This is a genomic window from Ruminococcus sp. XPD3002 (assembly GCA_900119535.1).
Taxonomy (GTDB): Bacteria; Bacillota; Clostridia; order Oscillospirales; family Ruminococcaceae; genus Ruminococcus; species Ruminococcus flavefaciens_H.
Window position 1 is genome coordinate 1 of record FPJT01000016.1, and the last position, 26,998, is coordinate 26,998.

The 26,998-nt window shown below is 45.6% G+C and carries 21 protein-coding genes; 8 read left to right on the forward strand and 13 right to left on the reverse strand.

Annotated features, from left to right (window positions below; all coding sequences use genetic code 11):
* Positions 1-204: 204 nt before the first annotated feature.
* The 8 genes from cas2 to BT127_RS12870 all read right to left on the reverse strand — a co-directional run bounded on the left by cas2 (position 205) and on the right by BT127_RS12870 (position 11,355).
* A complete protein-coding gene (gene cas2 / locus BT127_RS12835; RefSeq protein ID WP_075425383.1) occupies positions 205-495 on the reverse strand; it encodes a CRISPR-associated endonuclease Cas2 in 291 nt (96 codons plus the stop codon).
* Between the two features lie 4 nt (positions 496-499).
* A complete protein-coding gene (gene cas1c, locus BT127_RS12840; protein WP_075425384.1) occupies positions 500-1,531 on the reverse strand; it encodes a type I-C CRISPR-associated endonuclease Cas1c in 1,032 nt (343 codons plus the stop codon).
* A complete protein-coding gene (gene cas4, locus BT127_RS12845) occupies positions 1,528-2,169 on the reverse strand; it encodes a CRISPR-associated protein Cas4 (RefSeq protein ID WP_350339286.1) in 642 nt (213 codons plus the stop codon). The genes cas1c and cas4 overlap by 4 nt, the downstream gene beginning before the upstream one ends.
* A 23-nt stretch (positions 2,170-2,192) precedes the next feature.
* Complete coding sequence (gene cas7c / locus BT127_RS12850) at positions 2,193-3,065, reverse strand: type I-C CRISPR-associated protein Cas7/Csd2 (protein WP_075425386.1); 873 nt, start codon at positions 3,063-3,065, stop codon at positions 2,193-2,195.
* Positions 3,066-4,922, reverse strand: a complete 1,857-nt coding sequence (cas8c, locus tag BT127_RS12855) for a type I-C CRISPR-associated protein Cas8c/Csd1 (RefSeq protein WP_082335043.1) — start codon at positions 4,920-4,922, stop codon at positions 3,066-3,068.
* Positions 4,909-5,658, reverse strand: a complete 750-nt coding sequence (gene cas5c / locus BT127_RS12860) for a type I-C CRISPR-associated protein Cas5c (protein ID WP_075425387.1) — start codon at positions 5,656-5,658, stop codon at positions 4,909-4,911. Before cas5c ends, cas8c begins: the two co-directional genes overlap by 14 nt.
* A gap of 14 nt (positions 5,659-5,672) precedes the next feature.
* Positions 5,673-7,997: a CRISPR-associated helicase/endonuclease Cas3 gene (locus tag BT127_RS12865; protein WP_075425388.1), complete on the reverse strand. Its 2,325-nt coding sequence runs from the start codon at positions 7,995-7,997 to the stop codon at positions 5,673-5,675.
* Positions 7,998-8,451: 454 nt separating this feature from the next.
* On the reverse strand, positions 8,452-11,355 hold the full coding sequence (locus BT127_RS12870; protein WP_075425389.1) for a family 43 glycosylhydrolase: 2,904 nt from the start codon (positions 11,353-11,355) through the stop codon (positions 8,452-8,454).
* Between the two features lie 283 nt (positions 11,356-11,638).
* Between BT127_RS12870 and BT127_RS12875 the strand changes: the two genes are divergently transcribed.
* The 7 genes from BT127_RS12875 (at position 11,639) to BT127_RS12905 (ending at position 20,475) form a co-directional block, all read left to right on the forward strand.
* Positions 11,639-12,565, forward strand: coding sequence for an aldo/keto reductase (locus tag BT127_RS12875; RefSeq protein WP_075425390.1), 927 nt, complete (start codon positions 11,639-11,641; stop codon positions 12,563-12,565).
* On the forward strand, positions 12,562-13,560 hold the full coding sequence (locus BT127_RS12880) for a radical SAM/SPASM domain-containing protein (protein ID WP_075425391.1): 999 nt from the start codon (positions 12,562-12,564) through the stop codon (positions 13,558-13,560). Before BT127_RS12875 ends, BT127_RS12880 begins: the two co-directional genes overlap by 4 nt.
* Positions 13,561-13,569: 9 nt before the next feature.
* Positions 13,570-15,291, forward strand: coding sequence for a DUF2207 domain-containing protein (locus BT127_RS16900; protein ID WP_075425392.1), 1,722 nt, complete (start codon positions 13,570-13,572; stop codon positions 15,289-15,291).
* Positions 15,292-15,429: 138 nt separating this feature from the next.
* The gene (locus BT127_RS12890; RefSeq protein WP_075425393.1) at positions 15,430-17,802 is read left to right on the forward strand and encodes an ABC transporter permease; all 2,373 of its coding nucleotides are present in this window, start codon (positions 15,430-15,432) and stop codon (positions 17,800-17,802) included.
* A 13-nt stretch (positions 17,803-17,815) separates the two neighbouring features.
* The gene (locus tag BT127_RS12895; protein WP_075425394.1) at positions 17,816-18,574 is read left to right on the forward strand and encodes an ABC transporter ATP-binding protein; all 759 of its coding nucleotides are present in this window, start codon (positions 17,816-17,818) and stop codon (positions 18,572-18,574) included.
* 1 nt (position 18,575) lies between these two features.
* On the forward strand, positions 18,576-19,241 hold the full coding sequence (locus BT127_RS12900; RefSeq protein ID WP_075425395.1) for a response regulator transcription factor: 666 nt from the start codon (positions 18,576-18,578) through the stop codon (positions 19,239-19,241).
* 1 nt (position 19,242) lies between these two features.
* On the forward strand, positions 19,243-20,475 hold the full coding sequence (locus BT127_RS12905) for a sensor histidine kinase (protein WP_075425396.1): 1,233 nt from the start codon (positions 19,243-19,245) through the stop codon (positions 20,473-20,475).
* A 73-nt stretch (positions 20,476-20,548) separates the two neighbouring features.
* On the opposite strand, the gene BT127_RS12910 is transcribed toward BT127_RS12905, so the two are convergent.
* The 5 genes from BT127_RS12910 to BT127_RS12930 all read right to left on the reverse strand — a co-directional run bounded on the left by BT127_RS12910 (position 20,549) and on the right by BT127_RS12930 (position 25,504).
* The gene (locus BT127_RS12910) at positions 20,549-20,818 is read right to left on the reverse strand and encodes an acylphosphatase (protein ID WP_075425397.1); all 270 of its coding nucleotides are present in this window, start codon (positions 20,816-20,818) and stop codon (positions 20,549-20,551) included.
* Positions 20,819-21,403 carry a M48 family metallopeptidase gene (locus BT127_RS12915; protein ID WP_075425398.1) on the reverse strand — a complete coding sequence of 195 codons (585 nt, stop codon included), beginning with the start codon at positions 21,401-21,403 and terminating at the stop codon, positions 20,819-20,821. It lies immediately after the preceding gene.
* Between the two features lie 230 nt (positions 21,404-21,633).
* Positions 21,634-23,256, reverse strand: coding sequence for an OmpA family protein (locus BT127_RS17275; protein WP_075425399.1), 1,623 nt, complete (start codon positions 23,254-23,256; stop codon positions 21,634-21,636).
* Positions 23,257-23,284: 28 nt separating this feature from the next.
* Positions 23,285-24,478 (reverse strand): diguanylate cyclase domain-containing protein, encoded by a 1,194-nt coding sequence (locus BT127_RS12925; protein WP_075425400.1) that lies wholly within the window; start codon positions 24,476-24,478, stop codon positions 23,285-23,287.
* Between the two features lie 12 nt (positions 24,479-24,490).
* Positions 24,491-25,504 carry an ABC transporter substrate-binding protein gene (locus BT127_RS12930; RefSeq protein ID WP_075425401.1) on the reverse strand — a complete coding sequence of 338 codons (1,014 nt, stop codon included), beginning with the start codon at positions 25,502-25,504 and terminating at the stop codon, positions 24,491-24,493.
* Between the two features lie 434 nt (positions 25,505-25,938).
* Here BT127_RS12930 and BT127_RS12935 point away from each other — a divergent pair, with 434 nt between their 5' ends.
* Positions 25,939-26,988: a leucine-rich repeat domain-containing protein gene (locus tag BT127_RS12935; protein ID WP_075425402.1), complete on the forward strand. Its 1,050-nt coding sequence runs from the start codon at positions 25,939-25,941 to the stop codon at positions 26,986-26,988.
* Positions 26,989-26,998 lie beyond the last annotated feature (10 nt).

Below are 26,998 nucleotides of genomic sequence, written 5' to 3' on the forward strand. Positions count from 1 at the left end.
TATTTCAATCCACTCCCTCCGTGTGGAGGGAGACAGCAAAATTGTACAATGTCGGAATAAATATTTTTCTCAGCAAGTACAATTCTGACAAAATCGGTTTGTTTATATATCCTCACAAGCCGAAAAAAGAGCCGTTTGATCATAATTTTCTGCATTGAACGGGTGCGAATGAACTGATGATTCCATGTTCACTCAGGGTTCGCACTAAAAGATCAGTTCCCCCTCAACATCTATTGAGGTTTTTGCTCCGTAATGCTCAACATTCGATTTCGCACGATTTCCGAGATTGTATATTCTCAGGCTGTCCTTTTTCTCATCAATCTCATCAAGCAGAGATTTCTTCAAAAGCTTCAGCTGTGCGGGATCAACTACACATTCAAAGACGGAATTCTGCACTCTGATACCGTGATCCATACATTTTTTTGCAACTCTCCTTAGCCGTTTCCGCCCTTCCTTATCCTGTGTATTCACATCGTATGTAACAAGTATCAACATATTATCACTTCCACATAAACGGCGGATAGCAGTCAATATCGCCGCGGATATATCGTGAAAGCAGCATTGCCTGCACATAAGGGAGCATTCCCCATTCCACCTTTTCTTCAAGGAACGGATGCTTAAGTTCTTCTGATTTGCGCTTCTGCCATGCGCTGAAGAAGTTTTTGCGTCCGTCCTCTGTAAGCAATACTGCGCCGTCTTCACGCTTAACAAAATCGTCATTGCTGACAAGGCGCTTATTAATAAGCGTCAGCACGAATCTGTCGCACAGTACCGAGCGGAATTCCTCAACCATATCAACTGCAAGCGAACGTCTTCCGGGACGGTCTGTATGCATGAATCCAACATATGGATCAAGTCCCACGCTTTCAAGTGCGCTTGTACACATTCCTGTTGCCATTGAATACGCAAATGAAAGCAGAGCATTCACATTATCAAGGGGCGGACGCTTATTTCTTGTATCAAATCTGAAATCATCCTTCTGCTGCAATATCATATCATTGAAAACGGAAAAATAGACCGATGCCGCTTCTCCCTCAATGCCGCGCAGACTATCCATATCACTGCAGCTTCTTGCCTGTTTTATCGAATTATAAAGAAATTCCGATTTTCTGCTGAATAATTCGGTATCTATCCTTGCGCCGTGGTCACGTATCATTCTTTCGATCACCCAACGGCTGTTGAACAGCTTTGCAGATATAATATTCCTTGCAATATCAAGCGAACCTTTTTCATCGTCCGCTATCCTGTACTGCTGACGGCGAAGAAGTACGTTTCCTTTCACTTCACCCTCAACACGGGCAATAAAGTGGCCGTTCCTGCTCATAAAGACCAGCTCTATCCCACTTTTTGCACATTTACCCATAAGTGCAGGACTTGCGCCCGCATAGCCGAAAGTCATTATACGCTCGATATTATGAAGCGGAACTCTGCCTATCTCAGTCCCCTCCTGACTTATCACAAGGTTTTCGCCTTCAAGGGAAAGATATCTATCGGGACTATTCACATAAACCGTATTCAAAAGCTTTTTCATATGTTTTCCTCCGTTCCCAGCATTTGTTCAACATAGTCCGAAGCTTTTTTGCTTCCGCATATAACAGGCAGACAGATATTTTTAAGCGAACATGCGTTACAGCATTTTCTGCGCTTAACTTTCGGAGTGTACTGTTTTTTATACAGCTCATGCATTTCTTTGATAATATCCTCTGTCCGTTTACGCAGATCAGCGTCAAATACAACTTTTACCCTGCGGCGGATCTCTCCGTAATAAAGATACCCGAAAGGGATATCACAGCAAAGCATATCTTCAAGGCAAAGCGCCTGTGCCGTAAGCTGGACAGTATCGCAGTCATCCTCTTTCGGTTCTCCCCTTTTGTATTCAACAGGAGTGACAGTGTATTTCCCTTCCAGTCCGTATAATTCGATACCGCTCTCAGAATTACGCAGCTCGACCGCATCACACTCGCCCGAAATACCGAGCCTTGCGGATGATACAGCCATTGCACGGGTTATGACCAGTTCACCGCGCTTTTCATGATGATACGCATCGTGTACACGTTCATGCATGATATTACCGTCAACAGTACGGCTGTTTTCCTCCCATTGCTGTTCAATATGTATCAGCGCCCATTGTCTTCGGCAGAAAGCAAAGTGCTGAACACCCGAAAGCATGAGATATTCGTCCTCGCTGTACATTATATCAGGTCTTCATGTTTCTCGCAGTACAGTCCTTCAAGCTCGTTCAGCTTCACATCGTAATCATCAAATGAAGCGGGACGGCTGACTCCCTCTTTCAGTTTAACTTCAAGCTGTCTGTGTACTTTAGCTGACGAGTATTTCGGAGTTTTACCCTCATGCTTCCACCAGTAAAGACGGCATACCTCCATGCTTCCGTCGGGACGTGCCGAAGAAGTGTCATTCTCAAAAAGTGTCAGGAGAGCCTGTTTTATCTTTTCGGCATCTTCATCGGTAAAACCTGTTTTTTCAGCAAGCTGACAGTTGATGCTGCCGTTTATGACGTAAAGTCCGAATCTTACAAAATGTTTATCCCCTAATGTATTCTTATCTTTTCCTTCCTTATCATAATTCTTCTTATTATTAGCAGAAGGAGCAATTTTAAAAGACTCTATTTCAATTGGAGAAATACTTTGAGCAAGATGAATAGATACAGGTCCTCTTACACCTATTGATGAACCTTTGCTTTCATCATCTTTAAAACCAAAAACTTGTCCAAAACTTCTGACATCAATCCATTCTTTACAAACTGTCTCATAAAATTCTTTATTAGTAGGCTTTTTTCCTAACGCTTTAACATTAGCATTATTTTCAACACGTTCTTTCATACTACCAAATTCATCATCACGATTATCATTTGACTGCACGAATATCTTCTCTCCCATATCCTGCAAGCGATTGCGTATCTTTCTCTTGATGCAAACATCGGAAATCTCGCCAAAACCGTCGTAATTCTCACGGGGACGGTTTCCGTTCAGCGGATCGCCGTTCGGATTTGCATTCTTAGCTGTGATGATCATTGAAAAATCTATCTTGTTCTGTAAAACTCCCATTTATTTTTCCTCCTTATTTGAATTGCTGTTGTACATATATTCAGTAAAATTATGATAACCAAGTAAGTACATTGGTTCAAGGCGGCTGTTATCAGCAAATGCAGCTGCATCCATTTTTGAAGTTATCTCATTTATCCACTTGCTGTATTTTACCTGAGCTTTTCCAAGCTTATTCAGGTATGGTCTCAGTCTCTCCTCGATGATGCGCCATGTCATAAACGGACGCTGTGAAAAAGCGTTCCAGTATCTTCTTGCATTAGTTACTCTGACGTTTCTTTCCTGTTCGTCGAAAGATTCACTTTCAGCCTTGTCAGCTATTGCAAGCAAACAGCCGTAAAGATAGCTTCTGTCGGTAATATTCGGATCGTAAGCCATTGAAACATCTCCTTTTCCATCGATTATATGTTTTCGTATCATTCCGCAGGCTGTTTCAAGTACACTGCGGTGATTATAACTGTTATCATATGCCAGCGGATTCGACGCCTTCTGATACAGCGCATGGACGATATCCGACGGCAGTTTCGCACCGTTTGTGATACAGCTGAGAAGTCTGAGGATATTATCACGCATCAGCTTTTTGTCACAGTCAATAAATGCTCCCTGCTCCGTACCAAAAGCATATCTTATAATGTCATAGACACTGAATGAATTTATTATCTTTTTCTTTGATTTTCCGTAGAATCTCAGCCATGCAGTTTCAGTATGCCATTTCTCGATATTGGCAAGATACTGCGAACTTTCCAGCTCGGAATACATTGAGATGTTGATACGGCCAGTAGTTGCGGAATCAAGTCCCATTATCATCACCTTGGTATTGGGTTCAAGTTTCTCTCTTGCGCCGAATATACGCTTGTTCAGCATATCCATATACATAGGCATAGTAGACGGGATATCTGCTGTTTTTTCATCAGGAAAATCATCAAATCCTGAATCATCGATGAAACTATCCGAGCTATCTGGGATATCCTGCATCGCACTCGCCCATACGATGACAGTTAAAGAATCTATGTTTTTGCCCTGCTTTTCTCTGAGCCATTGAAGTGCTTTATGGATCTTCTGAGAATAATCATAGCCTATCGAAACAGCCTGTTCTTTATCGGCAAATCTTCCTCTGTAGGTAAAACCGCTTTCATCGTTTGTAGATATTATCTTTGCTTTATCTCCGCTGTTGCGTATCTTTGAAGGATGCTTGTATGTTGGTGAAACATACTCACCGGAAGCATAGCAAAGCTGTTTTTCTCCCATAAGACTGCTGTTGAACGAAATAAAACTCTCCTGTAATGATCTATCTTTCCATGTCTTAACAACAGAATCATTCGTAAAAATGATTATACGTACAAAACTATCCTCTTGTGCAATACCTGCTATTTTTTCCTTTTCCTTGAATTTGCCTGATACTTCATCTATTTTTATAACACCAGCACTGACTAAATCAGATATCAGACATTTTTTATCAAGATACATATAAAGCGCCCTGACAAACGGATGAGTATGTTCCCCTGCCATCCATCTTCTCAGCTGATTCATATAATTGGTAAAATGTCCGGAATTATCTGCTTTTTTGCCCTCTGCATAATTACTGTAATCACCTGCGGTATATATCAGTTTATCCGCAAAAGGCATAGCGCATATACCGCTGCTTCTTGTGGCAGAATCCTCTGTAGCAGGTATAACAGTAACAGCATCAGACTTTTCAACGGCTTTTGCGCCTTTAAAGTTGCCATCAAGATCAATCGTTATTTCAATTTGTGCATTTGCTGTTGAATGTGCCACAGGAAGCATAACAGGTTCATTTTCATCGAATTCACGGTCACTGTTATACTCGTATATCTTGTATAATTCGTCAGTCCAGCTCACCTATACCACCTCCAACAAATTCATCAAGTCCGATAAAGTTATCAAGTTCCTTACCGAAGGGCTTGATCGGCATTTTCCTGATATGACGCTTCAGCGTACATTCTTCTGGACGTATGAAATCAATCACTCCGTTGTTCATTTCAGGATGCCACAAACGGACAGTCAGCATATCCCTGTCATCCTCATTTACCGCTTCATCTGCATAAGTTATGCCGTGATACATAAGTCCGTAGGGAATTTTACCGCAGCTATCATAAGCGCCTGTACTTTCGCCGAATTTACAAGGTTCAACATATCCCTGACACTCCCTTGTGCCGAGGAATATGTCACGGCGTCCGCCGCGTTCTATCATTCGTTTTGCGATGTTATGATGCTTATTCTCGTTCCTGTCCTTTTCAAGTTCGGGACGGTTCATATTCCACTCAAAATGCGCTCTGACCTGATAATACACATCTTCAAGATATGTGTAATAAGCAAGGTCATTGCCACCGCCGTATTTTATCGGACGTATGCCTTTTCTTGCAGTACGAATGGGATTCATTATCCTCACGCTGTCTATGTACCAGACTATTGTGGGCTTCCAGTATACGCTGTGAAGAATACCTTTCAGCGCCTCGTATGTGGGTATCGGATAGCTTGACTTCTCACCTCCTGCTCTTGTGAGGATATCCGAGAACAGCGCATACCGTCCACGGACTGCAAATTCCACTGTGTTTCTGTATATTTCTTTTGGCATTTTCCGACCTCCTTTCAGAATATCAATAATTCCTTTTCTGCTCCTTCAATATCAATTCCGACTTCATCATTATAATGGGCTTTGTCAAGAATCACCGCGCCGCAGGAAATATCACGGAGCGCATGATTTTCATAAAGCTTACGTTCAGTTCCGATATAGATGCTTACGGTATATTTCTGAGCTTTTCTCAGAAGAAGCGATATATTTTCATGGTCGTTTTCAAGTCTGCTGATGATCTCCTCGGCCTCCTCATTATAGGGAACTATCACATCCCTTGTATTTTCATCGATCACCTGAAAAAGCTTTCCTGCTGTTTTAAATGCCTGTGATTCAAATTTACTGCACGTTTTGGGATTCGGCAGCATCTCATATCTTTTCGTATTCAAAGAAAGATAATTCACAAGGGTTTCATTTATGGGAACAGAATATGAGAGCTTATCCTTTTCGTACTGATACAGCTTTCCAAAATAGTCCGAAACAGCCTCAGGTGATGATATATCGTTATATTTTCTGCTTTCAGTCATCTGCTGAGTTATATCCTGTGCTGTGGATATCTCTTTAAGAGAACCAAGTCTTTCCTCTTTCAGTTTTATCAGATAAACAGGACATACATCACCGTTTTCACCGTGCCTGTTGCATCTTCCTGCCGCCTGAACAGCACTGTCAAGTCCTGCAAGCGAACGAACAACACATCTGAACGATATATCCACACCTGCCTCAATAAGCTGAGTAGTTACACATATCACAGGCTTTTTTTCATCCAGTAGTTTACGGATCGCATCGATCTTGTCACGGCGGTGCTGAGGACACATATTCGTGCTTAAATGCACTACCTCGGTATCTTTTCCGCACTTTTCCTTTATAAGGTCATACATTTTCAGTGCTGATGATTTAGTGTTTACTATAACAAGGAGATCGCCTGCCGCTGTAAATTTTTCATAGCACAGATCAGCCGCTTCTTCATAGGAATAACCATATTTGTCGATCTTCGGGATGATCTCGGTTCGTCTGAAGGCCTCAAAATCCGCTCTGAAATCTCCCGTCATGCTTTCTTTTTCATCAATAAGCATCGGATGTCTCACATCGTCTGTCACAGGCTGAGTTGCAGTACAGAGTACAACAGCCGCACCGCAGATATTTGAAAGGAAATTCACAGCAAGATCAAACATGTTCAAGCATTTCAGCGGGACAGACTGCACCTCGTCAATGATGATAACAGACTTTGCAAGCCGGTGGAACCGCCTTACTGAAGCTGACTTTCCTGAAAACATCGCATTAAGGAACTGAACCATTGTTGTTGCGATAACAGGCTTGTCCCAACGCTCGGTGTGAAGTTCATAATCATACAATTCTTCGGAATTATCCGTTTTTTCTGCAAGGGCATTTGAATGATGTTCAATGAAATTCTCTTCGCTGGCAATAGCTTTTATTTCAGCACTGTTCTGTTCAAGAATAGACATAAAAGGTGCAGTATAAATGATCTTTTCCATGCCATGTTCGAGACAATACTCAATGGCAAACCGCAGTGACGAAAGTGTTTTTCCTCCGCCTGTAGGAACTATAAGTCTGCATATTTTCACATTATTCTTTGCAAACTCTGCACATCTGTCCGAAATGCTTTTCCTCTGCTTTGATATGACATCCGTTCTGTCAGAAAAACCTGCAAGTTTCTTTTCCATGTTATTTTTCATGGACTGCCACATTTCAGAAACTGCGGAATAATCCGTATATTCGGCATTATCCATAAATGATGCCGTATCAGTTCTGTCAGCATCTACAAGTGCAGATTCTATTGTACGTTCAAGCAATCCGAGATAAAAAGCGCAGTCAGTCTTGTTTTTTGATATATTCTTTATTTTCTGACAAATTACTCTGTATTCATCATCCGCTTTTTTAAGAAGTTCACCAAACTCATCAGCGCTGATTATCTGTGATATATTTTCTTTTATCTGCTCATAGTTCTTATCATGCACAATCCGGATATGAAAATAATCCCGACAGTTTTCGTCAACCCAGTCATGAAGTCCATGATGAGAAATGATAACTCTTGCAATAAGTCGTGCTACATTTGCATGAACTTTATCGGTTTTCTCGGTTATATATTTTGCGCCTGCATAACTATGATCGATCTCTCCACGGCTGAATCCTGATATTCCCCTGATATAATTATCAAAATCACTGCACAGCTTGCCTGCATCATGAAGCAAACCTGAAAGTATTCCGATATTCTCAGCGCCAAATAATTTACAGTATCCTGCACAAAGTTCAGCCGTATTCCGACAATGTTCACGAACCGACTGTTCACGTTCTTTACCTTCGGAAATATGTGCCGCAAACATTTATTCACCCCCAACGATACATAAAAAAGTGCCTGATCTTTCCGTTCAACTTAATAAGACAACCGTTTAGTTTGTTCCTGACCAATAATGTATATATTATATCATTTGCCTAACTATTTGTCAATATCTGCCGCAATATTCTACAATTAACCGTAATATTTTATGGGTTTATTACAAATAGTCGAATAACAAGAACATTTACCGCATCGCTTCCGCCCACATTCTGTACAACGATATATAAAAATTGTGTACCCAAAAACTGCCCGAAGGCGGTTATTGAGTACACATCTGATCTCATTAACTTTTAAAGGCTTATGAGCCGTTTTGAGTTCTTTTATCCTGTAGCAGAACTTAACGCTGACATCCGTAACAGTTAACCGATCATAAAGCAGTTTGAGTGCTGAACTTCTTCATAAATCAGACTCCTGTAAAGCAGTTGTATCAAAGTACGCTGTCAATTGACCGTTACCGTAACAGTGATATTCTTGTTGGAGGGAGAAAGCTCCGCATCGTCACTGAGGTTGATAACGGGAACGCCGCTGTTATCGAAGAGAACTCTCTTTATCCTTGTATGGCGGCACGGATCGTAAAGGGGATCGGAATTATACGTACCGCAGGCTTTGGAAGCGTGTGAAGCAGGTCTTGCGTGGTAAACGAGAAGCAGTTCGCCGTTCTCATCGGTAACGAAGCTGTTGTGTCCGGGACCAGAGGGACCGTTGAGGTCGGAGGTCGAGAGTACAGGTCTGTTCAGCTTTTTCCAGCTGTTTATGTTCATCAGGTCGGAGTTTATATCAGCCTCCATGCGTCCCACGCAGTATTCCGAACCCGTACCCGAAGCCGAGAAGAAAACGTATATCTTGTCTTTGGTTTTAAGTACGGCGGGACCTTCGTTCACACGGTTATTTACCAGTTCCCAGCTGTACTCGGGCTTTGTGAGCATTATCGGCTTTGAGATGAGCTTATAGGGTGCGGAAGGATCTATCTCAGCCATAAAGAGTGATGAATCGCCCTTTATCTCCGCCCAGATAACGTAATGTCTGCCATTGTTCTCGAAGTAGGTCATATCCAGCGAGAAGCCTGCAAAGGAGCTTGTATCTCCCGGGGAAGCCTGCATCTGACCGCACTCGGTCCAGCTGTCATTATATGGATCGTTTCCGCTGCATTTCAGCACATAGGGACGTATCGCCCACACATTGCTGCTTGAACCTGCCGCAAAGAAGATATACCACGAGCCGCCTATCTTATGCATTTCGGGAGCCCATATATGCTTTGCGAGTATGCCGCTCTGATGAGCCTTCCAGATAGTTTTTTCCTCTGCTGAGGCAAGTCCGCCGACTGTAGAACTCCTTCTGAGGATTATCCTGTCATAGCCCTTATCGGCGTTTCCGTAAGCAGGATATGAGGCAGTGAAGTAGTAGTAACCGTCGCCGCCCTCTGCAATAAAGGGATCAGCACGTTCCTCGATAAAGGGATCGCTGTACAGGTCTCCGCTTGATCTGAGTTTACCGCGGACCTTATACTCCCCTGCCCTTGAAGTATCTATGCTGCGAAGGTCGGAGCTGTCCCACTCTACAGGCAGTTCGGCAGTCATTCCGCCCGTGTATGAAGCTGTAACGGTATCGGGAAGCTTAACTTCCGAACCTCTTGCGATAGTGATATTTTTGGTCTTTATGCCTGTATTCCTGGTGGTTATGGAATCGGAGGGGAATGCCCCCACAAGTGCGGAATACTGGTCATCGTTTATGGGGATTACATAGCCGTGACGGGGAGTGAAATCGAAGCTGTAGCTGTTGCGGTTCACGGTCGTGAAATTGGTAAGGTCGGTGGTCTCCTGCATAACGTAGTAGCCGTCACCGTAGGCATCGGACATCATGAGCCACTTATCGGTACCGATGAGGTTGTAGATATTCGGTCCCTCAACGCCGATACTTCCCTCCGAGACCTGCTTGACCTCGGAATAGGGACCGCTTGCGTGGTCCGCAACTGCAAGGTAGATGCGTTTATTTGTCTCGTTCTTGTAGTACATGTAGTATTTGCCGTTCTTGCAGATGATATCGGAATCGATAGCATCGTTTCCGTTGACAGGAGCGAACAGGAGCTTCGGCTGAGTTGTGAGAGTCTTCATGTCCTTACTGTAAGCGTAGTACATGATCGTCCTGTTATCGATACCGGGAACTCTTGCGGCGAAGTATATCATATACTCGCCCTTATCGGGATCATATATCGCCTGCGGAGCCCATGCACGGTCCGCACCCTGCATATTCGGGTACTTGTTGGCTATCTCTATTATGGTATCATCGAACCAGTGAACAAGGTCCGTAGAACGTGCTGTTATCAGGTTTCTGTTGCTGCTCCAGCCGAGAGAGGACTTCATATCCGTTGCAAGCATGTAGTACATACCGTCCTCGCCCTTGAATATATATGGATCGCGTATACATTCGGTTCCTGCATTGGACTTCCAAACAGCCTTGCCGTTATTCAGTGCCTTGAAGTGGTAGCCGTCCGTACTTACAGCGTAGGAAAGGCGTTCCTGTTCGGGAGCGTTTCCGAGGAAGTAAGCGAACAGATAGGCAGTATCGGGCTTTTCGTAAGGAAGCTCGGAATAGGTATCCGCATTGATGTTACCGCCTGCAAGGAAACTGCTGAGCAGCGAGTAGTCACTGTAGTCCACAGTGCCGTTTCCGTCCATATCAGCCGCAGCGGAAGCACCCTCATCGAAGCCGCCTGTAAGTCCCCTTTCCATAAGGACTCTGTCGAACATGTCCACTTTTCCGTCCGAATCAAGATCCCCTCTCAGGAAGCGGTAGCTGCTGTCAACGGGACGGATATAGAACTTCTGTCCCTCGCCTGCCCAGTAATCCCACTGGTCGATATTAGCGCCGTTCTCGCGGCTAATGTCATAGACATCAAGAGCCGCATTTCCCGAACATTCGGCTGTTATGTAGTAGGCATCGTCGGTGCGGTGAAGGATGAAATGCTGTGAAAGAGCGTCCCTGTATTCCGAAAGGGAGACATTGCTTCCGTCGGTAGAGTCTCCGCTTTCAACGGTTAGAGCCATTCCCTTGTACAGAGATGACATTATCGAACATTTACCGTTTCCGCAGTCGGTGATTATCCAGTTCTGTGAACCGTCCGAAGCCTTCTCCCACTGCTCCGCATTGCCGTCGGGACGGGCTGTGACGTACTTGCCGCTGAGCCTTACCATAATGGTGTATTCCGAACCGCTCAGGACATCGCCGAAGGAGTCTGCACACCCGAACTCTACCGCATGGTCTGCCGCCTGTGCCGCAGGGAAGCTGACACTGCTCAAAGCCATTGCAGATGCGAGAATCGAAGCCGCTATACGTGATGATCTCATAACTTTAACCTCTTTTCTTTAAAGAATACGTTTTTTTCTTCATTTTAGCACGTTTCCCCACCATATGTCAACAGATATTCAGTAATCAGAAATCAGAAAGCAGTTGATAGTTGTCAGAAATCAGAAAGTAGAAAGCAGTTATAAGAGCTCAGTGCTAAGAACTCAGAATTTAGTGTTGAGCGCTTTCCGAGTGCCCCTACAAGCTGACGGCTGAAAAAACATCTTGAAATCCGTCTCCTTATGTGCTATAATGAAATAAAATAACTTAAATCAGGAGAAAATCATGAAATATATAGATGTTTCCAACGGACCTCAGTCCGCTTCAGCAATAGTCATGGGCTGCATGAGAATGCCCGAACTTGACGCAAAACAGGCTGAAAATATCATCAGCACAGCTTATTCCCTCGGCATAAATTTCTTCGACCACGCTACCTGCTACGGCTACGGCGAGGCTGAAACAAGGTTCGGAGAGGCTTTTGCCAAAACAGGCATTCCCCGTGATAAAGTATACATCCAGTCCAAGTGCGGCATCTACCCCAAGCGTAAGGTGTTCGACTGGTCAAAGGAAGCTATCCTCACAAGTGCCGACGAGATACTCTCACGCCTTAAGACCGACTATCTGGATGCATTCCTGCTTCACCGTCCCGACCTTCTCTTCGAGCCCGAAGAGGTCGCCGAGGCTTTCGATATTCTCTACACAAGCGGAAAAGTCCGCAGCTTCGGCGTAAGCAACCTTATGCCAATGCAGATAGAGCTGCTGAAAAAGTACGTGAAACAGCCTCTCGTATTCGATCAGGTACAGCTTTCACTGGATCAGTCACAGCTCATCGATCAGGCGCTCTATATGAATAACAAGACTACCGATATGGCTTACAGTATGGACGGAAGCCTTCTGGACTACTGCCGCCTTAACGATATCACCATACAGGCGTGGTCTCCGCTCCAGTACGGCTTCTTCAAGGGCGTTTTCGTTGATAACCCCGATTTCCCGGAGCTTAATGAAGTTCTCGGCGAACTCGCAGAAACATACGTCGTTTCAAAGACTGCCATAGCTATCGCATGGATACTTCGTCATCCTGCACATATGCAGGCTATCTCAGGTACTATGAACCCTGTACACCTTACGGAGATATGTGATGCCTGCAAGGTAAATCTCAGCCGTGAGGAATGGTACCGTCTCTATCTTGCATCAGGCAAGTTCCTGCCATGACGGATAACGCTGTCAACAGGAAAAAGCACGTCCTGCAATGGCATATCCTGCACCGCTGCAATCTCAGATGTACCCACTGCTATCAGGACGATTACGTCTCGGAGCTTTCTGCGGATACACTCAGCGGATTCCTTTCGCAGTACATTGAATTCTGCGATACACACGGATTTCGGGGACACATCAACTTCACAGGAGGTGAACCCCTGCTGTCGGATGCTCTCTTTCCGCTGATGGACAAGTGCGACAAAAACCGCATAACCTACGGTCTGCTGACTAACGGCACTCTCATAGACGCGGATATCGCAGGTCAGCTTGCGGCACATAAGGGAATACGCTTCGTGCAGGTCAGCATTGACGGCACAAAGGAGACTCACGACCGTGTAAGGGGCAAGGGCAACTTCGACAAGGCTTTCAGGGGACTTCATTACCTTAAGGATGCAGGGATACAGACTATGGCGGCTTTTACCTGTCACAAGGGCAACTACCGTGAGCTCGGCAAGGTCATAAAGGCTGTCAGGAAAAACGGTATTGACCGATTCTGGGCTGACAGGCTCATCCCTATGGGAAGCAGCAAGGAGGACGTTCTCTCCACAGAGGAATACCGTGAGGTAATAAAGCTTCTCACAAAAGAACACAGCCGCAGAACTCTTTTCAGCCATACCGATGTACACCTTAACCGCTCGCTACAGTTCCTTGAAGGCGGAAACTGCTACTATTACTGCGATGCAGGTATATCGCTCCTCACTCTGCTTGCGGACGGTACCCTGCTGCCATGCAGAAGACTGCCCCTCGCTCTCGGAAGCTGCCTTGAAAAAAGTATGAGCGAGATATACGACAACAGCGACATTATCCGTCAGCTGAAAGAGACTACCATCCCCGAGGAATGCAACTCCTGTCCCAAAGCACATCTCTGTATGGGCGGTGCAAAGTGTCTCAGCTACGCCATGACGGGTGACTATAACAGAAAGGATATAAACTGCTACTACAAATACTAAGGAGGATATATGAAAAAGAATAACATTTTATTTCGTCTGACTTTCATGATAACCGCTGCGGTAATGCTTTTACTCACTGCACAGCCCTTTGCGGCATGTGCCGACTCTGATAAGCAATACTATGTAATGTCAGCTGATTTCACCGCAAACCTCTTGGAAAACGGCGATGCCATAATCTACGAGGAATGGCTGGTCAACTACACAAAGGGCGATTTCACACGTTTCTACAAGGATATAAACGATCCCCAAAATCAGCTCGAATACTTCGATAATATCGAGGTGATCTCATGTTCGATCAACGATGACGAAGCTGCTGCACAGTACAATACAGACCGCAACGATAACCATTATTACCTTGAAAGCGGTAGCGAAAACTATACTATCCACTGGTTCAAGCATGCACACAATGAAATGGTGAAATACACCATAGGCTACAAGATAGAGAATGCAGTAAAGCTCAACAAGGATAACAGAGCTGAATTTTGTTACAGGTTCATCGGAAAGAATTTCTCAACTAATGTCAATTCGGTAAACGCTACCATAGTAACTCCGAATTCCGACAGCAGCATGACTGTTACGGTCTCGAAAGGCAGTTCGGAAACAGCAGGCAATGCAGTCAATCTACAGGCAGATAACGTTTCGGGAATGTACAAGGTAAGAATGAACATGGACAGCTCAGGCTTTGACGGTCTCAGAAGAGTTGTCGATATCGACCTTCCTTCATATTCGGAATACGAGGGCAACTCCCGTGGGATCGGCTCCACAGATGATGACGGATTCCAATTTTCTGACATTTTAGCAGTTATACTCATCGCATTATTTGTGATCGTTTTCCAGGCTTTCCCATTCAACATCATCATCGGTATTATCCTTTTCCTTGTTATAAAGAACAGTATCAACAAGAGAAAAATAAAGAAGGATCCCGAGTGTCTCGACAGAGCTGCCGACAGGCTCGATTCACTGGAAGTCCCACATGTATGGGCACTTCTGCTTCCTAAGCTGAGAAAAACGTTATCAAGTCCCTTTGCGAACTTCTACCTCTGCCTCTGCGACCTTTCAAAAAAAGGCAGGATAAAGCTCACTGATGACGGCATCCTTATTTACAACAAACCGCTCCGTGATACCTATGACTATTTCCAGAAGGAAATGGATGACAGCTACTTAGAGTTCCTTAAGGAACAGTTCTACAGCGACGTAACCGAAGAAGGCCAACTTATCAAATTCCAGTACATCAAGGATAGATTAGGCGACACCAGTAGTTTTTACGAGTTCAGAAAGGGCGATTCCCAGTGGCTCATCACCTACAGCAAAAATATCAGCAGCAGCACGCTCTATCAGGACCTTGCAGCTTCAGGTCAGCTCGAACAGGTGAAACACGACTTCGCAGCTTGGAAAAAATATGCCTATTATGCAAAAGCTGCATCAAACCCTTACGATTGTCTCACCGTACTTAAGCGTACAGGTGCCGTAAACAGCTATCTTGCCCTTTCGCTCATAAATAACCGCGAAAGCCAAACAGATCTCGTAAACGGCCCTGACAGGACCGCCGCTCCCGACCTCTACAACCTTGTATTCTTCCTTACCTATACAGCAATACCACACGATACATCACATCGTCCGACCTCGGACAGCGGACATAGCTGCAGCAGCTGCAGTAGTTGCGGAAGCAGCTGTAGTAGTTGCAGCAGCTGCAGTAGTTGCAGCAGCTGCGGCGGAGGCGGTGCGGACTAAACTCCTTGCCTCATAACTATAACTCCCCCTTACTGTCACAGACATACAGCAAGGGGGCTGTTCTTTAGTCTGAAAGCATTTAAGGATTATTTAATAATTCCCATGCTAATATATAATCACAGAAAGCGAGGGATCACGATGTATTTCAGAATACTAAAAAAGGACCTTAAACGAAAAAAGACCATGAACACCATACTGCTGCTTTTTGTGATGATAGCAGCAATGTTCGCTTCAAGCAGTGTCAACAACATCATAACTGTTATGGGCGGACTTGATAACTATTTTGAGAAAGCGGATATGAGCGACCAGTTCATCATCAACTTTGAAAAAAACGGCGAGGACAATATATCACCGCTCCTTGAAAAGATCGACAGCGTTACCGATTTCCGCAGGGAACAGCAGATAGCGGGCGATTCAAAACAGCTTACAAGAAACGGCAAAAAAATAGCTGATTTCTCAAATGCCATGATGATACTCTCTATCGATAATGCCAAGCTCAACTACTTCAACAAGGACAACGATATCATTAGGGAAGTTGAAGAGGGAAAAGCATATTTCACAGGTATCATCGTCAGCAAGCTTGATATAGCGATAGGTGATAAGTTTCAGTTCAGGTCGGGAGACACAGTCATCGAGCTTGAATACGCAGGAATAGCAAAGGACGCTTTTCTCGGTTCGGACATGATGGGCAATCCCCGAATGATAATCAATAACAGCGACTATGAAAAGCTCGCTTCCGACAAGAGCACACATGAAAACAACATGATATCGGTATACTACATAAATACCAACGATATAAAGGCTCTCCAGTCGGACCTTGCAGACCTTCCGCCCGTTAACTTCAACCAGGGAAAAAAACTTCTGAAAACGACATACATCATGAATACACTTGTTGCAGGACTTCTGCTGATACTCGGAGTATGCCTCATCCTGGTCTCATTCGTAATGCTGAGATTCACCATAAGCTTCACGATCAACGAGGAATTCCGCGAGATAGGCGTTATGAAGGCACTGGGACTTAAAAACCGCTCGGTACGTTTACTTTATCTTGTGAAATATCTTGGTATATCGGTCATCGGTTCAACTCTCGGATTCCTTCTCAGCATCCCCTTTGAGAATATGCTCCTTAAGAGCGTAAGCGACAACATGGTACTTGACAATGACAGTTCACTGATGATAGGACTTCTTTGCAGTGTGGCAGTAGTCGGCATAATCCTCCTTTTCTGCTGGAGCTGTACACGCAGGATAAAGAAGCTCTCCCCTATCGATGCGGTAAGAAGCGGTCAGACAGGCGAACGCTTCCGCAAAAAGAGCATTTTCAGTCTCGGAAAGAGCCGCCTCGGAACTACAGGCTTCCTTGCATTCAACGATGTTTTCAGCGGTCCCAAGCAGTTCGGAGTAATGACAGCTATATTTACCGTCTGCCTCCTTCTGATAATGGGACTCGCCAATACAGCCAACACCCTTGCAAGCGAAAAGCTTCTTCCGCTTATGTGTTCCACAAAGAGCGACGCATATATCACTGATACCGAGATGATATCAAAGATAGTAACAGGCGAGGTAACATATCAGGAAATGTGCAGTGATATAAAAAAGAAGCTTGCCGATAACGGCATGGATGCAACCATCCATTCCGAAACTCTTATTACTCCGAACATCTCTTTCAAGGACGAGAAATGCACCACTACATTCATGTTCTGCAGGGACACAAAGGCTTCGGACTACACATACTGTGAGGGTTACGCTCCGAAGTACGGAAACGAGATAGCAGTGACCTATCTTCTTGCTGACAAGCTCGGCGCAGGTATAGGCGACAAGATAGAGATAACCATAGGCGACAAAACCGACGAATACATTATTTCGGGATTCTTCCAGAGTATGGTACAGCTTGGCGAAACGGGAAGATTCCACGAGGATGCGGATATTCCCGATGAAATGATAACTCAGGTAATGGGATTCCAGATAGATTTCAACGACCACCCCGATAAAGCAACTGTTGACGAACGCATAGAGAAGATGAAGGATATCTTCAACACCAAGTATGTAGACGACGCAAACGGCTTCGTTATGGAGTGTATCGGCGCAGACATCAAGGACACTCTGGTAAGCGTAAAGCTTCTGGTCATTGCGGTAACAGTCATCATGACCATAATGATAGCAGTTCTTATGGAGCGTTCGTTCATTTCAAAGGAGAAATCAGAGATAGCGCTGATGAAGGCAATGGGCTTCAGAACAAGCTCCGTTATAGCACAGCACACACTGAGGTTCCTTATCGTTTCAGCGGCATCGGCTGTCATTGCAATGCTCCTCTGCAAGCCTGTAACAAAGCTCTGCATAGATCCGATATTCGGCATCATGGGAGCTATGAAGGGTATCGAATACAACATCCGTCCCGTAGAGGTGTTTGCAGTTTATCCGCTTATTATCACAGCTGCCGCAGTTATCGGCGCAATGTTCACAGCTCTTTACACGAAAACCATCAAGGCATCGGATACTTCCGATATAGAATAAAGGAGAGATCACCATGAATACTATTCTTGAAGTTAATGACCTTTGCAAGACATACATCATAAACAAGAGACAGAACAACGTGCTGAGAAACGTGAATTTCAGCATCAGCAAGGGCGAAATGGTCGCAGTTATGGGACCTTCGGGCTCGGGCAAATCCACACTGCTGTATACCGTTTCGGGAATGGACAAAATGACATCGGGCAGCGTAAAGTTCTGCGGCTCGGACCTTGCTGACATGAACGAGAACCAGCTTGCAAAAATGCGTCTCGACGATATGGGTTTCATCTTCCAGCAGATGTACATGATGAAGAACCTCTCCATTATCGATAATATCATACTTCCTGCGGTAAAATCGGACAAGAAAAAGAGCTCCCGCAAGAACATCATGAAGCGCGGAAGAGACCTTATGCACCGTCTCGGCATAAGCGATATCGCCGAAAACGATATCAACGAGGTATCGGGCGGTCAGCTCCAGAGAGCATGTATCTGCCGTAGTATGATAAACTCTCCCGATATGATTTTTGCGGACGAGCCTACAGGCGCTCTTAACCGCAACTCCTCGGACGAAGTAATGGATGAGCTCAACAAACTCAACAACGACGGCACTACCATTATGCTCGTAACACACGATGCGAAGGTCGCAGCAAAATGCACCCGTGTGCTCTACATAGTTGACGGAAACATCCGAGGTGAGTATAATATTAACAAAGAGCATTCGCTCCACGAACGTGAACGCAGTCTCAACAACTGGCTGCTGGAAATGGGTTGGTAATATGGTAGATATACTTATCGTTGAAGATAACGAGGAACTCAGCGGACTGCTGAGCGAATTCCTCAGAGCCGAAAATTATACGGTCAGCACCGCCGCAGATGCTGAAAAAGCCTTGTCCCTGTTTGAAAAATACGGGGCAAGGCTTGTCCTGCTTGATATCAATCTCCCGGGGATAGACGGTTTCGCAGTTTGCAGCAGGATAAGGGCAAAGGACAACACTCCCATTATCGTCCTCACCGCAAGGACTGACAAAGAGGATAAGCTCAGGGGCATACTCCTGGGTGCTGACGACTACATCGAAAAGCCTTACGATATAGACATCCTCATCGCAAAAATCAAGGGCATATTCGTCCGCCGTCTTGCTATGGACAGGATAACCGACGGCAATATCTCCCTTAACCTCGCCGACGGCACTGCCGAAAAGGACGGTGTCCCCCTCACCATGACCTCGAAGGAATTCGAGCTTCTCCACCTGCTTATCTCCAACAAGGGACAGACTCTCGGCAAGGACCTTATTTTCAGCAGGATATGGGGCGCAGACAGCGAATCCGAACCGCAGACACTTACCGTTCACATCAAGTGGCTCAGGGAGAAGATCGAAAACGATCCGAAAAATCCCGAGAGGATAATAACCGTGTGGGGCAAGGGCTACCGCTGGGAGGGCTGATATGAAGAGCTTCGACAGGATGATCGCTGCGGCAGTCATAATAATGCTTGCCCTTGCGGCTGCGTTCAATCTCATAATGACAAGGGAAAACAGGGCGCGTCAGCCCCTTTACAAAATAGAGATAAACCGCATAGTTCAGGCTGCCGAACACGGCGAAACGGTCCGTGCGGAGGACTATGACAATATAACAGGCATTTACCGCTATGACGGCAGCAGCAGTTTTTTCGACACCGACAGCGAGTACGCCGTAAGAGAGATAAACGGCGAGCTTTACCGCATCGAGTATTCGGATTCAAAGGAAATACGAGAACAAAGTCTCCGCAGAACAGTAAATATCGCCATTGCAGCCGTATCGCTTCTTCTGCTTGCCTTTCTGCTCTATATAAGACAGAGCATCATAAAGCCCTTCAACGAGATAAGCGGACTTCCCGAACAGCTTTCCAAAAGGAATCTCACTATGCCTCTCAAGGAGCGTAAAAGCCGGTATTTCGGAAAATTTATCTGGGGACTCGATATGCTCCGCCACGAGCTTGAGACCTCACGCAGCAAGGAGCTTGAACACGCCAAAAAGGAAAAGACCTTCCTCCTTTCCCTATCCCACGATATAAAGACTCCCCTTTCAGCTGTAAAGCTCTACGCAAAGGGCATTTCCTCGGGACTTTACACCACAAAGGAAAAAACGGCTTCCGCTGCCGAAAATATCAACAGCAAAGCCGATGAGATTGAGAATATCGTTTCAGAGCTTATGGGCAGTCTCAGCAGCGACTTCATGAATTTTGAAGTTAATAAGAGCGAGTTCTACCTCTCCCGCGTAATGGACAGGATAGAGGACTATTACCGCGATAAGCTAACGGTATCGGGCACAGACTTCACCATAGAGAAGTATAGGGACTGCATCCTCTCGGGCGATCCCGACAGGCTTGAAGAGGTGCTTCAGAACATCATCGAAAATGCCGTGAAATACGGTGACGGCGGAAGCATATCCGTAAGCTTCTCCGACGAGGAGGACTGCCGCCTCATCACCGTTAGCAACACAGGCTGTACCCTCCCCGAACAGGAACTGTCCAACGTTTTCGACAGCTTCTGGAGAGGCTCGAATTCAGGCTCACAGCCCGGCAGCGGACTCGGACTCTATATCTGCCGCCGCCTTATGGAGCTTATGGGCGGAGATATCTACGCCGAAGTTTCCTCGGGCTGTATGAATGTCACCGCAGTCTGCCGCAAACAGGTCTGAGCTCAGGGTTTTATCTTTATGACCGCCTCAATACCGCTGTTGAGTGTTCACTGTGATGAAACCAAGCTTCATATTATCTCACCTCAAAATTATAATCATTGTGCAGGGGAACATTCTCCGCTGTGATGCGCTCAACGCTTCCCCAGGAGTGGTCTTCCATTGCCTGTATGAGGTCCTCTATGTCACGGGCTGTGCCTTCCGCTTCCATTTCGACCGAACCGTCGGGAAGGTTCCTCACCCACCCCGATATACCAAGGCGGCGCGCGGTGCTGCTTGCCTTCCAGCGGAAGCCTACTCCCTGAACATAGCCGTAGAATATGATGTGTTTCCTTATCTTGTCCATTTATTTCTCCTTCATTCCTGCAAGCATTCTTCCGATAAGCAGTTTACCGTTTTCCTTAAGCCACTTATTGCACCTGTCGTATTCGGGGAAAACACGGTAAACGTCCTCGTAAAAAGCCTTTGAGTGATCCATGTGCAGACGGTGACAAAGCTCGTGTACCACCACGGAATCCAGCACTTCCTCGGGTACCGCCATAAGAAGGCAGTTGAAATTGAGGTTGCCCTTTGCGGTACAGCTTCCCCACCTTGTCTTCTGATTGCGAATAGTAATCCTGCCGTATGTAACTCCGAGTTTTTCTGCGTAGTACCGCACTTTTTCGGGTATTACACGAAGCGCCTTCTGTGCCATTTCTTCCAGCTCGTCCGCTGTAAAGGGTTCAAGCTGTTCAAGCTCGCTGTTTCTTTTCAGAGCGGCAGCTGTATGTGCTTCTATCCACTTTCTGTTTTTTTCGATCATTTCGGAAATGTCCCTGTCGGAATACCATAAAGGTACACGGACTATCAGTTTTCCCTCGTCAGATATCTGCAATGCTGCGGACTTTCTTCTGCTTCGGATTATCTCGGCATCAGCCGCAAATCTCTGCATAGTTCATCAACTCCAAATCATCATATATTCAACCGTTAACCGTAGGGAACACTGCCCTCGGCATTCCGCCGGCATACGTAAAATTCCCCGACACCCTGAAACCCTGTAGGTGCCGCCTTTGGCGATCCGCTCTTGCAGACCGTATGTATTGGATTATGCGGGCTTCCAAAGGCAGCCCCTACAAGCTAACATCTAAAAGGGCGCACAATGTGCGCCCTTCATGCTTTTTGTCACTGTTCAAGGTTGATGATGAACTTGAATGAAACTCGGCGGCTTGCACCCATATTAACTGTGCCGTCCTCGTTGAGGATAGGCTTGTCATATGCATAGCCAACAGCTTCAAGCATATTTCCGAGTTTTCCGAGAGCTGCCTCGTCAAGTCCCGATTCGCCTGTAAGGCAGTAGTTCTTAACGTTATCGGCTCTTTCCTGAGAAAGCTTCTGGTTGTATTCATAGCTTCCGTTCGTATCGGTATGTCCCTCGACTGTGATAGTCTTGATGAATCCGTCGTACTTCTCGTTGAAGATGACAGAGGTATAAGCAGTAAGGAAGCGGTTTATGAAGTCCTTACCTTCATCCGAAACATCCGAGCTTTCAGATGAGAAGAGTACCAGTGAGTCGAGCGCGATCTCACCTGTTTCACGGTTTATGGAAGCGCCTACTCCTGCGCTGTCGAAAGCACTCTGAAGGTCATTGTAAAGTTCATCGTTCTTGTTGATGATCTCCTCGACCTTCTCGGTATCCATTTCCTTAAGTGTCTGAGCGTCGTTGATAGAGAGGTTAGCGTTTACGTTCTGGGTGTAGATATCCCATGAACGTGCGGTATAGTAGTATCTCTTATTACCGTCTGTAAGAACTATACCGTCATCATCGCAGTAGAAGTAAGCAAGCTGACTGAATGTCTCTCCGCTTGCGTCAGCCCACCTGAGACGGCAGATACCGTCCTCGCAGAGCTGTATATTGACATCACGGTTTTCTCTGTCGCCGAGCTTGATATAGTCCTGAGAATCGGCTGTGAAATTAAGCTCCTGCACCTCATTGAACTTATCCGAGCCGTCCTTCAGCGAGCACTCGGTAAGATCTATCTCCTGGTTATTGTAGAGGTCCTCGGCATAGAGCTTAACGCTCTTGTTGCCCTTGCTGAAAACAATTGTAGGACCGTCGAACTTGAAGGTATATTTCAGGTTCTTGCCTGTAAATGAGTAGTCAAGCTGGTTTGCATCGGAATCATAATTGAAGTTTCTTACGGGATTAAATGATATGGTATCGCCCTTTACCGTATATGAAGCCTGAACCGTCTGACGTGCGCCGTCAGCTGAAACGAAATAGAGGTTCATGAAATTATGTCCCGAGAGATAGTTCATAGCCGTAACGTTGGAATGAGGACCTGCCTCGATACGATACGGCAGAGCAGTTACGGGAACATCGAAGCTGCTGCACTCCATATAGTCCATTTCAGAAGCGAACTTTGCAGCATCTTCCTCCGAGAGCTGAACTCCCTTCACGCCTGCCTTGGTATATTTACCGAAGAACATTTCGGGAGTGTACTCGACCTTCTCATAGACAGCAGCCGGATCTTCAACATAAGCAAGAGCTTTTTCGGGATCAACACTGAGTTCATCCTGCTGCATAAAGGTCATTTCAGCCTCTTCCGCATTCTCTTCTTCAGCAACGGTATTGCCTTCCTCATCGGTAGCTGCCTGATCGGATGCTTCTTCCTTCTGGCTCATCATATCCGAATAAGTTATGACCTCCGAGCTCTCACCGTAAAGCACCTCGGCTGCACCGCAGCCCGATGAAAGTGAAGCAACTGTCAGTGCAGCAGCTGAAGCGATTATCTTTCTGATATTCATATTATAACAATTCCTTTCAGTCGCCGTATCAGATACTGTTTACGGTTGCAACGGCATTTCCGCCGTTCAGCTTTACCTGACGCATGGCGTTATCCATTTTAACGAGAAGAGTGTCAACATTAAGTCCGTCGCTTGGCAGGTAGTGGTAAACACTTCCCGATGCTGTTGTCTGTACGGTAAGTCCGAGTATATTGAAAGGAGCAGACATGCTCGCACGTATCTTATCAGCGATCCTCTGAGCGTGGGTATCGGGAACGTCGCTGTGGAAAATGAAGCAGAATTCGTTGCCCGAGATATTGTAGATATCAGCAACATCTCCGAAGTCTGCCGAAAGCTTTGCAGCAACTGCCGAGATATACTCATCACCGAAGTTGTAGCCGTAAGAGTCGTTGAACGACTTGAAGCCGTCCATATCAAGTACAGCCACATTGAACTGGTCTGTCTCCATACGTTCCTCGAGATCGTCCACAAGGGCGTAACGGTTCTTCATACCTGTGATAAGGTTTGTGACCGTAAGGTCCTGCATCTTCTGGTTGGACTGCTCGATACGCTGACCTGCTGCTGCAAGACGTGTATTCTGAGCATCGATCTCCTTGTTTGCCTTCTTAACTCTGCTTGCTGCAAGTGCAATGCCTATCTCACCGAGGATAAGCGCAAGACCAAGTATACCGTTTGCAATTATGTAGTAGCGGAAATTCTTCTGAAGCATGTTCTCGGCGTGTTTTGAACCGAGTTCGGTAACGGCATCGAGCATTTCTCTTGCAACAGTAGCTGTGGGGTATATCTCCTGCATGAAGATATCGCCTGCGTTCTTGTTTTCGGTATCGGATATATCACCGAACACCTCGTTGAGTTTCTTTTCGTATGCGTTGATAGCGATCTTAGCCTGAGTGTATCTGTGGAGCTCAAGTTCGCTGTGATTCTCGATCTGCTCATACTGGTTCATATGAGTTCTGATAGAAGCGAATGCGTTTTTGATGTTGTTTACACTGTCTATTCCTGATGTTTCGTCAACTCCCGCAACGACCATGAGAACGTTCTCGTCTATCTCAGAGAACTTGTTGTTGATGGTATTAACGTGCTGTACAGAGCCGATAGAATTCTTGTTAACGTTGTCTCCTGCAATGTAGATAAGGTTGATGAGAAGCGCACTTATCGCGATAGTCAGGAAGAGGAAGAAAGCGGCAAGCTTGTATCCTGTAGTACGTGATCTGTTAGCCATAACTGTCCCTCCTTACTTTCCGAGAGGATAAACCAGCAGCTGAATATTATCGTCGCTGAAATTATCCTTGTTAACGAGAACCGCACCAGTATCGAGAAGAGAAGTTATGCTTTCTCCGTTAAGCATCTTGTTTGCGTATCTTACTCCGAGATATCCCATGTTGTATGGGTTCTGTACCATAGTTCCGTCGAGAACGCCGTTGTCGATGTACTTTATTACCTCGGCAGGGCAGTCGAATCCGACTACCTGAACGGAATCTGCAACGCCCATTTCATCGATAGCCTTGCAGACGCTTATGGTAACAGGCTCGTTGGTAGTATATATCAGCTTTACATCGGGATGCTCGCTGACAATTCTCTTAGCCTCTTCCTCGGCTCTCTGCTGAACGCCTCCGCAGTATACGATCTCTTCAAGCTTTACGTTGCTGCCGTACTGATCGGTATCCTGTACAGACTGGAGCTCGTCGGAATTATAGCCTGTAAGAGCATGAACGAAGCCGTCCATACGCTGAGTTGTCTGGAACTCCTCAGAGTGGTTGATTATTGCGAATTTTCCTTCGCCGCCCAGTATATCACCTGCATATCTGCCTGCGATAGCGCCTGCGCCGATATTCTGCGTTGTGATGCTGGACTGTGTATCAGCGAAGCCGGTATCGGAGTCGATAGTGATTATCGGAAGGCCCTTGTCACGCGCCTTCTGAAGAGCCTCATCCTGTCCGCTGTAGCTTATCGGGGCAAGAACTATAGCCGCAGCTCCGCTGTCGACAGCCGCCTCGATGAGTTCGTTCTGACTTTTTACAACATTTCCGCCTGTAGGAGCAGAACATTCGATGCTAATGCCAAGCTCTTCGCCTGCCTCCTCAGCGCCCTTATTGACAGTATCCCAGTATTCTGATCCTGTTCCCTTAGCTATCACGGCTATCGTCTTTTTCTCTTCTGCCGCCTTGCTGCCGCATCCGCCAGCCAGAGCCATTGACATTGCCATACAGCTCAGAACTGTTCTTTTTAACAGCTTTTTCCCTTTCATTTTTATGACCTCCATAGTTTAATTCCCGTTCCCGGGAAAAAATATGATATACCGCCCGAAAAAACCGGCTGCGGTAAAATAACCGCCATTTAAGTATAATTGTGCATAGTACACATAGTTATTTTATCATATTAAAGGACAAATTGCAAGAGTATTTAAAAATAAGGGGTACAAAAATCATGAGGATTTTATATGCATTTTTTACAAAGTGGTATATTACGAAAAGTGTAATTTAAAGCCGATATTACAGTCTTGTGCCATAGTTCGTCTTAATTTACAAAAGTGGCCTTGAAAGTTTTATGCTATTGTACTATCCATTTTTCTTGACAATTTTTCTGTTAAGTGGTATACTAAAATAGTAAATAAATTAAGAGGATGCCTTAAGGCAGCCCCTTTCCAGGTTAAATTTTTTATTCAGTCAGGAGAGTTGATATATGCGCTGTGAAAAGTGCCATGCAGAGCTTGGCTCCGATGTGACAGTTTGTCCGCACTGCGGTACCCCCGTTTCGCAGAATGTCGAGGGCTTTGAAAACACCGTAGCGATCAAACGCGAACTAAAAAATATTATAGACCACCACGGCAGGGACATCATCAGGGATACAAATAAATTCGTGTCTCTTCTGAACGACTATATCCCCGAATACGAAAAGGAACGCCGCCTTCTCAAAAATATGCTGACTTCAGGCGTTCTTAAAAACATGATGAAGGAAAACAACCAGCAGATAGCCGTGATGAAGGCTGAAAAATACATGACAAGCGAGATCTTCCTCTCGGAAACAGCAGCCGAATTCGTTCTCGTCTGCTTCACTCACCTCCTCGGATGGGAGTACACTCCCAAGCTGACAGAGGCGAAAAAAGCTATGGCAGAAGAAGCATCCGCTCCGAAGGAAGAGAAGAAAAAGAAGGACGCTCCCGTCAATATCAACGCACGTATCTTTCGTCCCTCAGACGCCATAAGATACCGCTTCAAGGGTAACATAACGATACCCGACGGCTATACAAAGCTCGACAGCTTCTGCTTCGACGGATTCACTTTCATGCGTTCGATACAGCTTCCTCCTTCGATTGCTGCTATCGGAGAATACGCATTCTCAGAGTGCAAGCGTCTCAAAGGCGTTGAGATGCCTGCTTCACTTAAAGTCATCAAACAGGGCGCTTTCAGTCAGTGCGCTAAACTGACTATGGTAAAAATACCAAACGGCATTCTTGAGATCGAGGACAACACCTTCTCATTCTGCCGCAGTCTTGAAATCATAGAGATCCCATCAACAGTAAGCAGTATAGGCGCTGCTGCATTTTCGGGATGTGACAGGCTGAGAAAGCTCTTCCTCCCCGAAAGCATCAAGTTCATCGACGCTGACGCTTTTTCGTATTGCCCTTCACTGGTGATACGCTGCTATGAAAATTCTTATGTTCATAAATACTGTCTGAATAATGGTATAAAATTTGAAACAGTTGCAAAAGGTACAGCTTTCAGGAGCTGATCCATACAAT

What these genes read in the sequence shown, in the direction of transcription:
- BT127_RS12895 (WP_075425394.1), top strand. Translation starts at nt 17,816, where the DNA reads ATGAATACTATTCTTGAAGTTAATGACCTTTGCAAGACATACATCATA.
- cas2 (WP_075425383.1), bottom strand. Translation starts at nt 495, where the DNA reads ATGTTGATACTTGTTACATACGATGTGAATACACAGGATAAGGAAGGG.
- cas1c (WP_075425384.1), bottom strand. Translation starts at nt 1,531, where the DNA reads ATGAAAAAGCTTTTGAATACGGTTTATGTGAATAGTCCCGATAGATAT.
- BT127_RS12925 (WP_075425400.1), bottom strand. Translation starts at nt 24,478, where the DNA reads ATGGCTAACAGATCACGTACTACAGGATACAAGCTTGCCGCTTTCTTC.
- BT127_RS12935 (WP_075425402.1), top strand. Translation starts at nt 25,939, where the DNA reads ATGCGCTGTGAAAAGTGCCATGCAGAGCTTGGCTCCGATGTGACAGTT.
- BT127_RS12870 (WP_075425389.1), bottom strand. Translation starts at nt 11,355, where the DNA reads ATGAGATCATCACGTATAGCGGCTTCGATTCTCGCATCTGCAATGGCT.
- BT127_RS12890 (WP_075425393.1), top strand. Translation starts at nt 15,430, where the DNA reads ATGTATTTCAGAATACTAAAAAAGGACCTTAAACGAAAAAAGACCATG.
- BT127_RS12880 (WP_075425391.1), top strand. Translation starts at nt 12,562, where the DNA reads ATGACGGATAACGCTGTCAACAGGAAAAAGCACGTCCTGCAATGGCAT.
- BT127_RS12930 (WP_075425401.1), bottom strand. Translation starts at nt 25,504, where the DNA reads ATGAAAGGGAAAAAGCTGTTAAAAAGAACAGTTCTGAGCTGTATGGCA.
- BT127_RS12905 (WP_075425396.1), top strand. Translation starts at nt 19,243, where the DNA reads ATGAAGAGCTTCGACAGGATGATCGCTGCGGCAGTCATAATAATGCTT.
- cas4 (WP_350339286.1), bottom strand. Translation starts at nt 2,169, where the DNA reads ATGCTTTCGGGTGTTCAGCACTTTGCTTTCTGCCGAAGACAATGGGCG.
- cas5c (WP_075425387.1), bottom strand. Translation starts at nt 5,658, where the DNA reads ATGCCAAAAGAAATATACAGAAACACAGTGGAATTTGCAGTCCGTGGA.
- BT127_RS17275 (WP_075425399.1), bottom strand. Translation starts at nt 23,256, where the DNA reads ATGAATATCAGAAAGATAATCGCTTCAGCTGCTGCACTGACAGTTGCT.
- BT127_RS12915 (WP_075425398.1), bottom strand. Translation starts at nt 21,403, where the DNA reads ATGCAGAGATTTGCGGCTGATGCCGAGATAATCCGAAGCAGAAGAAAG.
- BT127_RS12910 (WP_075425397.1), bottom strand. Translation starts at nt 20,818, where the DNA reads ATGGACAAGATAAGGAAACACATCATATTCTACGGCTATGTTCAGGGA.
- BT127_RS12900 (WP_075425395.1), top strand. Translation starts at nt 18,576, where the DNA reads ATGGTAGATATACTTATCGTTGAAGATAACGAGGAACTCAGCGGACTG.
- BT127_RS12875 (WP_075425390.1), top strand. Translation starts at nt 11,639, where the DNA reads ATGAAATATATAGATGTTTCCAACGGACCTCAGTCCGCTTCAGCAATA.
- cas7c (WP_075425386.1), bottom strand. Translation starts at nt 3,065, where the DNA reads ATGGGAGTTTTACAGAACAAGATAGATTTTTCAATGATCATCACAGCT.
- BT127_RS12865 (WP_075425388.1), bottom strand. Translation starts at nt 7,997, where the DNA reads ATGTTTGCGGCACATATTTCCGAAGGTAAAGAACGTGAACAGTCGGTT.
- BT127_RS16900 (WP_075425392.1), top strand. Translation starts at nt 13,570, where the DNA reads ATGAAAAAGAATAACATTTTATTTCGTCTGACTTTCATGATAACCGCT.